Annotated in this window: 11 protein-coding genes and 2 pseudogenes; 5 read left to right on the top strand and 8 right to left on the bottom strand. The window is 60.4% G+C overall.

Annotation, left to right across the window (positions count from 1 at the left end):
* Positions 1-69: 69 nt before the first annotated feature.
* From ACZZ0K_RS05235 to ACZZ0K_RS05220, 4 genes are all read left to right on the top strand, one after another.
* Positions 70-1,404 (top strand): TRZ/ATZ family hydrolase, encoded by a 1,335-nt coding sequence (locus ACZZ0K_RS05235; RefSeq protein ID WP_252884653.1) that lies wholly within the window; start codon positions 70-72, stop codon positions 1,402-1,404.
* A gap of 56 nt (positions 1,405-1,460) precedes the next feature.
* Positions 1,461-2,159 carry a bifunctional 2-polyprenyl-6-hydroxyphenol methylase/3-demethylubiquinol 3-O-methyltransferase UbiG gene (gene ubiG, locus ACZZ0K_RS05230; RefSeq protein ID WP_258707046.1) on the top strand — a complete coding sequence of 233 codons (699 nt, stop codon included), beginning with the start codon at positions 1,461-1,463 and terminating at the stop codon, positions 2,157-2,159.
* Positions 2,160-2,163: 4 nt separating this feature from the next.
* Positions 2,164-2,835 carry an N-acetylmuramic acid 6-phosphate phosphatase MupP gene (mupP, locus tag ACZZ0K_RS05225; protein ID WP_041478269.1) on the top strand — a complete coding sequence of 224 codons (672 nt, stop codon included), beginning with the start codon at positions 2,164-2,166 and terminating at the stop codon, positions 2,833-2,835.
* A gap of 182 nt (positions 2,836-3,017) precedes the next feature.
* On the top strand, positions 3,018-3,758 hold the full coding sequence (locus ACZZ0K_RS05220) for a YciK family oxidoreductase (protein WP_024013876.1): 741 nt from the start codon (positions 3,018-3,020) through the stop codon (positions 3,756-3,758).
* Here the strand turns inward: ACZZ0K_RS05220 and ACZZ0K_RS05215 are convergent.
* Positions 3,745-3,963 (bottom strand): hypothetical protein, encoded by a 219-nt coding sequence (locus tag ACZZ0K_RS05215; RefSeq protein ID WP_463559001.1) that lies wholly within the window; start codon positions 3,961-3,963, stop codon positions 3,745-3,747. The genes ACZZ0K_RS05220 and ACZZ0K_RS05215 overlap by 14 nt on opposite strands.
* A 157-nt stretch (positions 3,964-4,120) precedes the next feature.
* On the opposite strand from ACZZ0K_RS05215, the gene ACZZ0K_RS05210 reads away from it, so the two are divergent.
* Entirely contained in the window at positions 4,121-5,047 is a 927-nt protein-coding gene (locus ACZZ0K_RS05210) for a GGDEF domain-containing protein (protein ID WP_041478268.1), read from the top strand.
* A 102-nt stretch (positions 5,048-5,149) separates the two neighbouring features.
* On the opposite strand, the gene ACZZ0K_RS05205 is transcribed toward ACZZ0K_RS05210, so the two are convergent.
* From ACZZ0K_RS05205 to ACZZ0K_RS05175, 7 genes and pseudogenes are all read right to left on the bottom strand, one after another.
* Entirely contained in the window at positions 5,150-5,911 is a 762-nt protein-coding gene (locus ACZZ0K_RS05205) for a TenA family transcriptional regulator (protein ID WP_374046289.1), read from the bottom strand.
* Between the two features lie 79 nt (positions 5,912-5,990).
* Positions 5,991-8,450 carry an EAL domain-containing protein gene (locus tag ACZZ0K_RS05200; protein ID WP_258707047.1) on the bottom strand — a complete coding sequence of 820 codons (2,460 nt, stop codon included), beginning with the start codon at positions 8,448-8,450 and terminating at the stop codon, positions 5,991-5,993.
* A gap of 137 nt (positions 8,451-8,587) precedes the next feature.
* Positions 8,588-10,404: pseudogene (locus tag ACZZ0K_RS05195) on the bottom strand (ABC transporter ATP-binding protein).
* Positions 10,397-10,998 (bottom strand): annotated as a pseudogene (locus tag ACZZ0K_RS05190) (DsbA family protein). Before ACZZ0K_RS05190 ends, ACZZ0K_RS05195 begins: the two co-directional pseudogenes overlap by 8 nt.
* Before the next feature lie 35 nt (positions 10,999-11,033).
* Positions 11,034-11,975: an oxygen-dependent tRNA uridine(34) hydroxylase TrhO gene (gene trhO, locus ACZZ0K_RS05185; protein ID WP_041478261.1), complete on the bottom strand. Its 942-nt coding sequence runs from the start codon at positions 11,973-11,975 to the stop codon at positions 11,034-11,036.
* A 150-nt stretch (positions 11,976-12,125) separates the two neighbouring features.
* Positions 12,126-12,425: a BolA family protein gene (locus ACZZ0K_RS05180; RefSeq protein ID WP_016770935.1), complete on the bottom strand. Its 300-nt coding sequence runs from the start codon at positions 12,423-12,425 to the stop codon at positions 12,126-12,128.
* 12 nt (positions 12,426-12,437) lie between these two features.
* Positions 12,438-12,953: a DUF2059 domain-containing protein gene (locus ACZZ0K_RS05175; RefSeq protein WP_016770936.1), complete on the bottom strand. Its 516-nt coding sequence runs from the start codon at positions 12,951-12,953 to the stop codon at positions 12,438-12,440.
* Positions 12,954-13,131: the final 178 nt, after the last annotated feature.

The following is a 13,131-nucleotide window of genomic DNA, read 5'->3' as shown; positions in this document are numbered from 1 at the left end:
GCGATCCCCCCGCGAAGACGCTCGGGTATACTTCGCCATCCTTTACAAAAGCACTGGAACCGACCCTCGATGCCGAAACCTGCCATTGCGCTCGACCTGTTATTGCTGCCGACCTGGCTGGTCCCCGTCGAACCCGCAGGCGTGGTGCTCAAGGAGCACGGCCTGGGCATCCGTGACGGTTGCATCGTGTTTATCGGCCCGCGCGCCGAAGCGTTGAAGTGTAACGCGACAGAAATCCGTGAACTGCCGGATGTTCTGTTGGCGCCGGGACTGATCAATGCCCACGGCCACGCGGCGATGACACTGTTCCGTGGCCTGGCTGACGATCTGCCGCTGATGACCTGGCTGGAAAACCACATCTGGCCGGCCGAAGGCAAATGGGTCGATGAGGATTTCGTCCGCGACGGCACCGATCTGGCCATCGCCGAGCAGATCAAGGGCGGCATCACCTGCTTCTCTGACATGTATTTCTTCCCGAAAGTCGCCAGCGAGCGCGTACACAACAGCGGTATCCGCGCGCAGATCGCCATTCCGATCCTCGATTTCCCGATCCCCGGCGCCAGCAGTGCCGACGAAGCCATTCGTCAGGGCGTCGAATTGTTCGGGGATCTCAAGCATCACGAACGCATCAAGATTACTTTCGGCCCTCACGCACCCTACACCGTTGGTGATGAGAACCTGGAGAAAATCAGGGTGATCGCCGAGGAGCTTGACGCCTCGATCCACATGCATGTGCATGAAACCGCATTCGAAGTGCAGCAGGCCGTCGAGCAGACCGGCGAACGGCCACTGGCGCGCCTGGGTCGCCTTGGCCTGCTCGGCCCGCGCTTCCAGGCGGTGCACATGACCCAGATCAGCGATGAAGACCTCGCGCTGCTGGTAGAAAGCAACAGCAGCGTGATCCACTGCCCGGAATCCAACCTCAAACTGGCCAGCGGCTTCTGCCCGGTCGAACGTTTGTGGCAGGCTGGGGTGAACGTCGCCGTCGGCACCGATGGCGCGGCGAGCAACAATGATCTGGATCTGCTCGGCGAAACCCGCACCGCCGCCCTGCTGGCCAAAGCCGTGGCCGGTTCTGCCACGGCGCTGGACGCTCATCGCGCCTTGCGCATGGCCACCCTCAATGGCGCCCGTGCGCTGGGGATCGAGGCGCAGGTCGGATCGCTGGAGATCGGCAAAGCCGCAGACATCGTCGCTTTCGACCTGTCCGGCCTGGCGCAGCAACCGGTGTATGACCCGGTGTCGCAGCTGATCTATGCGACCGGGCGTGATTGCGTGAAACACCTGTGGGTTGCCGGCAAGCAACTGCTCGACGACCGGCGCCTGACCCGCATGGACGAACAACAGCTGGGCGAGACCGCCCGCCACTGGGGCCAGCGCATCAGCGGCCACACCGAATCGTAAACACCGCGGCGCAATATCCGCGGCTACAGCCTTTTTCAAGTTTTAGAGGATTTAACATGAGCAACGTCGACCACGCCGAAATCGCCAAATTCGAGGCCCTTGCCCATCGCTGGTGGGACCGTGAAAGCGAATTCAAGCCGCTGCACGACATCAACCCGCTGCGGGTCAACTGGATCGACGAACGAGTCAATCTGGCCGGCAAGAAAGTCCTCGACGTCGGTTGCGGCGGCGGCATCCTCAGCGAAGCCATGGCTCAGCGCGGCGCCACCGTGATGGGCATCGACATGGGCGAAGCGCCGCTGGCGGTCGCACAACTGCATCAGCTGGAATCCGGGGTCAGCGTCGAATACCGGCAGATCACCGCCGAAGCCCTCGCCGACGAAATGCCCGAGCAGTTCGACGTGGTCACCTGCCTGGAAATGCTCGAGCACGTGCCGGATCCATCGTCGGTGATCCGCGCCTGTTTCCGCATCGTCAAGCCGGGCGGCCAGGTGTTCTTCTCGACCATCAACCGCAACCCGAAGGCGTATCTGTTCGCGATCATCGGCGCCGAATACATTATGAAGCTGCTGCCGCGCGGCACCCACGACTTCAAGAAATTCATCCGCCCCTCCGAGCTCGGCGCGTGGAGCCGCATGGCTGGCCTGACCGTCAAGGACATCATCGGCCTGACCTACAACCCGCTGACCAAGCACTACAAGCTGGCCAACGACGTTGACGTCAACTACATGATCCAGACCCTGCGCGAGGAATAAGCCGATGGCCATCAGAGCGGTACTTTTCGACATGGACGGCACCCTGCTCGACACCGCGCCGGACTTCATCGCCATCTGCCAGGCGATGCGCGCCGATCGCGGTCTGCCGCCGATCAACGACAAGCATATCCGCGACGAAATTTCCGGCGGCGCCAAGGCCATGGTCGCGGTGACGTTCTCGATGGATCCGGAATCGCCGGGCTTTGAGGAGCTGCGTCTGGAGTTTCTCGAGCGCTATCTGGTCGGCTGCGCAGTGCACAGCAAGCTGTTCGACGGCATGGGCGAACTGCTCGCTGACATCGAAAAGGCCAACCTGATCTGGGGCGTGGTCACCAACAAACCGTTGCGTTTCGCCGAGCCGATCATGCAGCGTCTGGGGCTGGCCGAGCGTTCGGCGCTGCTGATCTGCCCGGATCATGTGAAGAACAGCAAGCCGGATCCGGAGCCGCTGATCCTCGCCTGCAAGATGCTTGATCTGGATCCGTCGACCGTGCTGTTTATCGGCGATGATCTGCGCGATATCGAATCGGGCCGCGATGCCGGGACCAAGACCGCTGCGGTGACTTACGGCTATATCCACCCGGACGACAACCCACGGCACTGGGGCGCGGACGTTGTGGTAGATCACCCGCTGGAGTTGCGCAAGGTGCTCGACAGCGCGCTGTGCAGCTGCTGACCTGACTGTTGCAAATTCCCTGTGTGGCGAGGGGATTTATCCCCGCCGGGCTGCGAAGCGGCCCCCGCTTTTGTCCAGACGATGTGACACACAGGTTTTGCGACGGCTTCGCCGCCGAACGGGGATAAATCCCCTCGCCACTGGGTGAAGCAGGTCTTCATGAAATGGACTATGAGGTTTTTATGTTTGATTACACCGCTCGCCCTGAATTGCTCAAGGATCGGGTCATTCTGGTCACCGGAGCCGGGCGTGGCATCGGCGCGGCTGCGGCGAAGACCTATGCCGCACACGGCGCCACTGTGCTGCTGCTGGGCAAGACCGAAGCCAATCTGACGGAGGTCTACGACGAAATCGAGGCTGCCGGTCATCCGCAACCAGCGGTGATCCCGTTCAACCTCGAGACCGCCCTGCCCCATCAGTACGATGAGCTGGCGGCGATGATCGAAACCGAGTTCGGCCATCTTGACGGCCTGCTGCACAACGCTTCGATCATTGGCCCGCGCACGCCGATCGAGCAACTGTCCGGCGAAAACTTCATGCGGGTCATGCAGGTCAACGTCAACGCGATGTTCATGCTGACCAGCACCCTGCTGCCGCTGCTCAAGCTCTCGCAAGATGCTTCGGTGGTGTTCACCTCGAGCAGCGTCGGGCGCAAGGGTCGCGCGTACTGGGGCGCTTACGGTGTGTCGAAATTTGCCACCGAGGGCCTGATGCAAACCCTGGCCGATGAAGTGGAAGGCGTTGCGCCGGTACGCTCCAACAGCATCAACCCGGGCGGCACGCGCACCAGCATGCGCGCGCAGGCGTATCCGGGGGAAAATCCGCTGAACAACCCGACACCGGAAGAGATCATGCCGGTCTATCTGTACCTGATGGGCCCCGACAGCGCAGGCGTTAATGGCCAGGCGTTCAACGCCCAATAACGCCATACGTCGCATTTGTTGCCGCGGCAGAATGCTGTCGCGGCAAGCCATTGCCGCTCATAACCGTCACAAAGCCGCCAATAACCCAGCGCGACTGCTTGGCATTCGCCAGCAAGTCATTGATTCGAAAAGCTTTAAATAAAATCGAACCGAATGGCACGCCTTTCGCTCTAAATTCCCTCAAAACATGCCGTGTGATGGCCATGGGGCAAACGCCGATTTCGATAGCTGACTGATCGTCTTGCGGCAGACTAAACTTACGCCAAACGTCCTACGGGACTGATGGATCAGTACGACGCGCAGCCCATAGCCGCTCTCACCCAGCCTGTAAGACAGACTTACTGCTTAGGGGCTCACGCCATATGAAATCTCCTTCCCAGACCCATGCAATTGACTTTGACAGTGCCAAATTGCAGCGCCTGGGCTTCGGTCAACTACCGGCGCTGATCGAGCGCCCGACCAGCCTGGCGCAACTGCGTCAGCAAATGAGCCTGCAACTGCAAACCAGCCTTGAGCCACAGCGCATCCTTGGCCTGTTCTTTCGCGAAATTCAACGCCTGGTGCCGCTGGACGCGCTGAGCTATGTGCATCAGGCCAGTGACTTGCGCCTTGAGTTCGGCACACGCGGCCACCACTCGGTCAGCTACACCCTGAGCCACGAAGGCGAGCACATGGGCGAGCTGGTCTTCCGCCGCAATCAGCGTTTCAACGACAAGGAACAGGGCGACCTCGAGTCGCTGCTGTCCTGCCTGCTGTACCCGATGCGCAACGCCCTGCTCTATCGCGCCGCGACCCAGAGTGCCTTGCGCGACCCGTTGACCGGTGCTGGCAACCGGGTAGCCATGGAGCAGACCTTGCAGCGCGAGATCGACATGTCGCGCCGTCATGCGCAACCGCTGTCGGTGCTGATGCTCGACATCGACCACTTCAAACGGGTCAATGATGACCACGGGCATGGCGCCGGTGATGACGTGCTCAGAGCCATTGCCGCGTCGATCAAGGCGCAACTGCGCAACGTCGACATGGTGTTCCGTTATGGCGGCGAAGAGTTTCTGATCCTGCTGTCCAACACCGGTCGCGAAGCGGCGGCGATGGTTGGCGAGCGTTTGCGCCAGGCGACGCAGTCAGAGGAATATTTTGCCGATGGCCAGTTGATCGAGATCACCGTGAGCCTGGGATGCTCGACGTTGTTGCCGGGCGAGTCGGCAGACAGCTTGCTGCGCCGGGCCGACAGTGCGTTATATGTCGCAAAGCGCGAGGGGCGGAACCGGCTGGCGATGGCCGGCTAAAAATCATTGTGGGAGCGAGCCTGCTCGCGAAGAGGGAGTGTCAGACAACGATTCGTTGCATGACCCACCGCTTTCGCGAGCAGGCTCGCTCCCACAGTTCAATCAGCTTTCGGTTACGGTCCGGCGCTCGCGGGTGACCAGCAAGCGTTCCGAAGTTTCAAGCTGCATGCACCGCTCCAGGAAAAGGTACATGTAGTCATAACTCTTGCAGATCGCCTGCCGCAATTCCGCCTGCAAAGCCTTGCTCGGGTTCATGCCGGCCAGGGTGCAGATGATTTCCAGCGCTTCCCACGGATGGGCATCGTCGTACTGGGCATGCATCTTCAACCACTTCATCGCGCGCTTGCGATCTTCTTCCGGAAACGCCGCCGCGTAGACCCCGGTCGAGCAGACCACCGCTGACCACTCCCCGGTCGCCCCTTCGATCGCATAGTTGGTCGCGGCAATCGCCACGATCAGCGAATCCGCCGAGCTGGTGTGCCAGCACCAGTGACTCAGAGCATGCAGCTCCGGCGGCACTTGCTGGGCCTGGAGATCTTCGAGACTGACGCCATGGGCGCGACTCCAGTGCATCCAGTAGTCGGCGTGATTGAGTTCGACGCGGATGTTGCGCATCAGCCAGCGCCGCGCCATGTCTTCGCCGGGATGGCGGGCAAAGCGGGTCTTGGTCAGGTTCTGCGCCATGTACAAGGCAAACTGCTCGACCACCGGCCAGCCACCGATCAGGTACTGGCGCATGGTTTTCGCGCTGAGTCTGTTGTCACGCATGCGCTGATAAAGTTCATGTTCGACAACCCGGCGCTTGCTCTCGCTGCAATCCTTGATGAGCTGTTGCGCCCAGGCAGGATAACTTGCAGCTTCCATGAGGGGTCCGGTTCGGTTGAATGTGTCGATCACTGTTCGGCTCCTTTTGAGTTGTGATGGCAAGGATCGGCGAGAGACTTCAACGGAACGTGCCAGGCGCTTTGAACAACAACGGCTGCGGTCTGGCAGGACGACTTTGCAAACTGTCACAGGTAAACAACTGCGGACGCTCGATGACATACCCCTGAGCGTAATCCACACCTATTTCAAGCAACGCCTGTTCGATCTGGTTAGTTTCAACAAACTCGGCAATTGTCTGCTTACCCATAACATGACCGATGTGATTGATCACTTCGACCATTGCCCGATTAATCGGGTCGTCCAGCATATCCTTTACGAAACTCCCGTCGATCTTCAGGAAGTCTACAGGCAAATGTTTCAAGTAAGCGAATGAAGACATTCCGGCACAAAAGTCATCCAGAGAAAAGTGACAACCTAAGCCTTTGAGTTCATTGATAAAACGAATTGCACTGCCAAGATTTGCAATTGCACTGGTTTCGGTAATTTCAAAACAAATCATTTCAGGCGGTATAGCGTAGTTAACAAACTGTTCCCGCAGGAAGTGCAAAAACGCGTCATCTCCTATAGTAATGCCTGACAGATTAATCGCACACATTGCCAAAGGAAGTTCATGTTCCTGTTCAATACACTGGGCAATAACCTTGAAAACGTTTTGAACTACCCAGCGATCTAACTGAGTCATCAAACCATAACGCTCCGCCGCCGGAATAAAGCTGTCAGGCAAAATCATTCGTCCGGATTCATCATGCAGGCGCAGGAGAATTTCGATGTGTCCGGCCTGGCCGGGTTGCGGCTTGAGCGGCGCGATCTGCTGGGCATAAAGGCAGAAGCGGTTTTCTTCCAGCGCCATGTGCAGCCTTTGCACCCAAGCCATTTCACCGAAGCGCATGGACAGTTCGGAGTCGTCCGCATGATAGACCTGCACGCGGTTGCGGCCCTTTTCCTTGGCCATGTAGCAAGCCATGTCCGCCGCACGCAGGGAGGCTTCCAGGGTGGTCGGATTCTGCGCGACATGTACCAGGCCAATACTGACGGTGGTCAGGAACGGCCGTCCTTTCCAGACAAAATGCAGATTCTGCACGGTCTGACGCAGGCTTTCGGCAATCTTCTCGGCAATGTCCGGCGGGCAGTTCTCGAGCAAAATCCCGAATTCGTCGCCGCCCAGTCGCGCCAGGGTATCGCCCTCGCGCAGGTCTGATTGCAGCAGCGTGCAGATATGCCGCAGCAACTCATCGCCCGCCGCATGACCACAGGTGTCGTTGACCAGTTTGAACTGGTCCAGATCGAGGAACATCAGGGCATGCCGGCCGGGCTGGCGCGTCAGGTTGTGCAAGGCCTGTTCGAGGCGATATTCGAATTCGCGGCGGTTCGCCAGACCGGTCAGCGCATCGTGGGTCGCCTGCCAGGACAGGTTGGCGATGTATTGCCGCTCCTGAGTCATGTCGTGCAGCACCAGCACTGTGCCGCTGACGTTGCCGGCATTGCGGATCGGCGCTCCGACCAAGGTCACCGACAGGGTGCTGCCGTCCAGCCGCTGGATCAGCTTGGAATGTTCGCTGCCGCCGCTGAGCTGGCCACTGAGAATGTGCTCGATCAACGTCAGCCCTTCGGTCTGGGCGTTATCGTCGAGCAGGTTGAACAGCGCCGACAACGGCAGCCCCGCCGCCTGCTCGGCCTTCCAGTGCGTCATGGCCTCGGCGGCGGGGTTCATGTAATCGATCGCGCCGTTGACGTCGGTGGTGATCACGCCATCGCCAATCGATTGCAAGGTGATGTGCGCGCGATCCTTCTCCAGTTGCAGCGCCTGGGCAAATTCATGCCGTTGCCTGAGCAGTTTGTGCGTGCGCCACAGCGCCAGCGCGATCAGACCCAGCGCGGTGGCCAGGTTGGTGAACAACAGCAGGCGCATGATCACCCGCGAGCCTTCGCCCAAGGCATCGCTGAAAGCCTTGGCCGCTGGGGTGACTGCATCGTTGATGGCGAAGATCTGTAACTTCCAGCGCTGCACATCGCCCGGGCTGGCCTGGTTCTGCGCAATGCCTTGGTGCATCTCCTGCGCGACTTCGTGCAATCGGTCGAGATAGGCATCGCCAATCGTCCAGCGATCGATCGCGGTTTCCAGATAACTGTAGTGGCGGAAATTGAGGTACAGCCAGATGACGCTGGAGACATCTTCTGGATGATTACCGCCCTTGAGAATGCCTTCGCGCGCCGCTTGCAGATCCGGCGGCTGACGATCCAGTGCCAGGCGCAATTGGTGCCCGCCCTGGGGAACGGCGATCGCCGTCAGGTATTTGCGGTAGATCGCCTCGTCGCGGCTGTCGGCGTAGAGGTTGAGGTAATAGATGGCGTCTTTCTGGCCCTTGGACCACAGGCTTTCGCCAGCGACGTAGCCTCGCACGGCCGAAAGCACGTAAAGGCTCACGCCCCCCAGTAATGCCTGGAACACCACGACAGCAATAAAGGGCCAGACGATACCCAACAACCGTGGTGTTCCCAGAGTCTGCTTTTGCTTCATGAGATTCCTTGCATGAGCACTGCCCGCTCGCCTTCCGGGCGAATTCGCTATGACGAGACTAGGTGGGGTTCTCGTTCAAGGCAAGGCGCGGCGTTACACCGCGCGCAGAACCTCTGACAGGTCGGCAAGGGTTTCGATCAGTGCTGTTGCAAGTTGCCGTAGAGCTTGGCGTACAGACCGCCGTCGGCGATCAGTTGGCGATGGTCGCCGTCCTCGGCGATCTGCCCGCCGTCGAACACCAGTACGCGGTCGGCCTGCTTCACCGCCGACAGGCGATGGGCAATGATCAGCGTGGTGCGGCCATGGAGAAACTTCGCCATCGCCTGGTGCAGGTTGTACTCGGTGGCAGCGTCGAGGGCCGAGGTGGCTTCGTCGAGAATCACCACTTTCGGCTCGGCGAGAATCATCCGCGCAATCGCCAGACGCTGGCGCTGGCCGCCGGACAAACGCACGCCGGAACGCCCGACGATGCTATCGAGGCCATCGGGCAGCGCGCGGATGGTCGCGGCCATTTGCGCGATTTCCAGCGCCTGCCAGCAGGCTTCGTCGCTACGCATGCGGCCCATGGTCAGGTTGGCGCGCACGCTGTCGTTGAACAGCGCCGGATGCTGCAGCACCACCGCGACGTTCTCGCGTACCGTCTCCAGGCCAATCTCCTGCTGGGTCGATCCGCCGAAGCGGATGGTCCCGGCCGCTGGCGTGTACAGACCCAGCAGCAACTGCACCAAGGTGCTTTTGCCGCCGCCGCTCGCCCCGACAATCGCGACTTTTTCGCCGGGCAGGATCGACAGGTTCATCTGATCCAGCACCAGCTCGTCGCTGTAACCGAAACTCAGGCCTTGCACCTCGATGCCGACGGTGTCGCGCCCCTTGAACGGATCGACGCCGCCGGGATACTGCGGCTCGTCGGCACGCGCCAGCAGTTCATTGATCCGCGTCAGCGCACCGCCCGCCGCGTAGTAGGCGTATTGCAGATTGAGCAGCTGTTCAACCGGGCCGATCATGAACCACAAGTAGCTGAACACCGCGAGCATCTGCCCGATCGACAGGTCGGAAAACAGCACGGTGAGCATCGCCGCCGCGCGGAAGATGTCGATGCCGAACTGGAACAGCAAACCACTGGCGCGGTTCGAGGCGTCGGTTTTCCACTGCGAGTTGACTGCGTAGTTGCGTACTTCCTGCGCGCGCACACCGAGGCGCCCGAGGAAATAGCCCTGACGATTGCCGGCGCGCACTTCCTGAATCGCATCGAGAGTTTCGCTCAGCGCCTGAGTGAAGCGCGAGGTGCTGTCGTTCTCGAGTTTTTTCAGGTGTTTGACGCGTTTGCCGAGCTGCACCGTGGCGTAGATCACCAACGGGTTGAACAGCAGAATCAGCAGCGCCAGCTTCCAGTGCATCCACATGAGGATGCTGGCGGTGCCGACCAGGGTCAGCATGGCGACGAGGAAGCGGCTGAGGGTTTCGCCGACGAATTTGTCGAGGGTATCCAGATCGGTGACCAGGTGCGTGGTCACTGTGCCGCTGCCGAGGCTCTCGTATTCACCAAGGGAAATGCGCTTGAGCCGCTCGATCAGGCGTACGCGAATGCGGTAGACGATGTCCTTGGCCAGGCGCGCAAACAGCCGCGACTGCAACACGCCAAAACACAGGGCGCTGCAACGCAAGGTCAGGGTCACCACCAGCATCAGGCCGATATAACCCGCCGCCTGCTGCCACATGCTTGGCAGAAAATGATTCATGACTTTCAGTGCGGCATCGCCGTGGCCGAGCAGCACTTCGTCGACCAGCAACGGCAGCAGCAACGGGATCGGCACGCTGCACAGCGTCGCCAGCACGGCCACGCCGTTGGCGATCCACAGGGATTTTTGTGATGCAGTGCCAGACGCCGGACTTCAGCCCAGCTCAGCCGGTCGACACGCTCTACGGCTGGCGTGTCATCGGCGCGGTCAGACACAGGCCGCGCGCTCCAGCCAGCGGCCGAGCAACGGCGACAGCTCGCTGAGCGGTTGATAACCGTTGGTGAGCAGCGCCAGTTGCCCGTTGCGCTCGGCCAGCAGGGTCGGAAAACCGGCGATGCCCAAGTCCTGCACCCAAGTGAAATCGGCCTGGGTCGCCTTGTGCTGATCGGCATGATCGAACAACGCCGCGAATTCGATACGCGGCACGCCGGCCTGCTCCGCCAACTCGACCAGCACGCTGGCCTGGGTGACATCGCGACCTTCGGCGTAAAACGCCTGCTGGATCAGCCCGACCAATGTCCACGCGCAATCCGGCGCCAGACTGCGCGCGGTGACAATGGCGCGACAGGCAGGCTCGGTGTCGTAGACAAAACCGTCAGGCAACGCGCCGTCGAACTTGAACGGCTGGCCGGTGGCCTCGGTGACCGCTTGCCAGTGCTCGAGAATGTAGCGCCGCGTGGTCGGCTCCAGCGCCGAACCGCTGCCGGTGCGCAAGCCGCCGACCACCAGATGCAGCTCGACTCCGGCTGCCTGCGCCTGCTCGACCAGTGCCTTGGCCACCGGAGCAAACCCCAGCACCATGAACACATCGGATCCATCACATAGAGCAGGCGCGCAGACATGACTAAGCCTCGGAAGATGCTTGCTTATAGTTGTAGCCGATCGGGTGCGGCTGATTGCGTGCCTTGGCCAGTTCGATCTGCTTTTGCCGATCGATGGCGCTGCGCCGGGTCTTCTCGCTGAGCTTGTCCCAGCAATGCGGGCAACTGATGCCGGCGACGTAGTGCTCGGAGGCGCGATCTTCAACGCTGACCGGCGTGCGGCAGGCATGACATTGATCGTAGTCGCCTTCCGTCAGGTCGTGACGCACGGTGACGCGGTTGTCGAAGACGAAGCAGTCGCCGCGCCATTTGGTTTCTTCCTGCGGCACCTCTTCGAGGTACTTCAGGATGCCGCCCTTGAGGTGGTAAACCTCTTCGAAACCCTCGCCGAGCATGTAGCTCGAGGCTTTCTCGCAGCGAATGCCGCCGGTGCAGAACATCGCGACCTTCTTGTGCACGGCCGGGTCGAAGTGTTCTTTGATGTAGTCGGGAAACTCGCGAAAACTGGTGGTTTTCGGATCGATGGCGCCTTCGAAGGTACCGATCGACACTTCGTAATCGTTGCGCGTGTCGATCAGCAGCACTTCCGGGTCGCTGATCAGCGCGTTCCAGTCTTGCGGCTCGACGTAAGTGCCGACCTTTTTGTTCGGGTCGACGCCCTCGACGCCGAGGGTGACGATCTCTTTCTTCAGCTTGACCTTGGTGCGATAGAACGGCTGTTCGTCGCAGTACGATTCCTTGTGGTCAATGTCGACCATGCGCGGATCGTTCTTGAGCCAGGCGAGCAGACCGTCAATGCCTTCGCGGCTGCCGGAAACCGTGCCGTTGATGCCTTCTTCGGCGATCAGCAGAGTGCCTTTGATGCCGTTGTCGACCATCGCTTGCAGCAGTGGCTCGCGCAGGTCAACGTAATCTTCGAGGGTGACGAACTTGTACAGTGCCGCCACGACAATCGGTTGTGTCATGGGTATTTCTCCAGGTGGCTACCCTCGCAAAGGGTGAACCGGATTCAATAAAAAACGCGCCGGCTAAGCGGCGCGTTGCGGATTCTAGCAAAAACATCACCGCCTGCGGCTGTGCCCTGTAGGAGCTGCCGAAGGCTGCGATCTTTGATCTTAATGTTTGCTACCGCCGGCACAGGTCGGCGACGCCGGAGCGCCGTCGATCTCTGCCCATTCCTGCGGGGTGTAGGTGTGCAGCGCCAACGCATGGAACTCGCCCATCAGCTCCCCGAGCGTGCCGTAGACTTTCTGGTGGCGCTTGACCCGGTTCAGGCCCTCGAACTGCGCGCTGACCACCACCGCCTTGTAGTGGGTCTGTGACCCGCGACTGTGCATGTGGCTTTCGTCCAGCACTTGCAGGTGCTCAGGCTGTAACAGAGCCAGCGTCGATTCGATGCGTTGTTGCATGGTCATCACGAACTCCGCTTACTTCTTCTTGGCTGGCGCCGCGGCCGGGGTCAGCTCTTTGGTCATGTCGTCGAGCAGCTTGTTGACCACAGGCACCGCGCTTTCCAGTTTGCCCTGGGTCATCTGCGCCGACTGCTGGGTCAGCTGCGGCATTTTTTCCAGGACTTTCTTGCCCAGTGGCGACTGGTAGAAGGCAACCAGATCCTTCAGCTCGGATTCGCTGAAGTTGCTGGTGTAGAGCTTGACCATGTCGGGCTTGAGCTTGTTCCAGCCGATGGCCTGGTCCAGCGCGGCGTTGGCCTTGGCCTGGTAGGTTTCGAGCACGGCTTTCTTCGACTCAGGGGCTTTGGTCTGTTCAAAGCGCTGGGCGAACATTTGCTGCACTTGCATGTACACCGGGGTACCCAGCTTGTCAGCGTGAGCCAGCGTCAGGAAAGCTTCGGCACTGGCGTTGTGGCTGGCGGTATCGGCAAGCACCTGGCCGCTGGCGCAAACCAGTGCAACCGCGGTACAGATGGCGCGAAGACGAGTCATCGAGTTTCCTTTAAGCAAAGCGAGGTCGAACCCCAAGGGCGACCATTCTGCGCCTAACAATCGCTATGGCTCAACCCCCGGCCCTTGCCGCGCTTGATTGGCGGGGTTTTGCGGTCAACAATCGAGCCGATGGAACCACCCGGGCCGATGCCGGCCTAAATTGCGCCAACAGACCAAC

The organism is Pseudomonas sp. AC255, assembly GCF_979258175.1.
The sequence above is the reverse complement of the archived record's forward strand: the minus strand, read 5'-3'. Positions and strand labels throughout refer to the sequence as shown.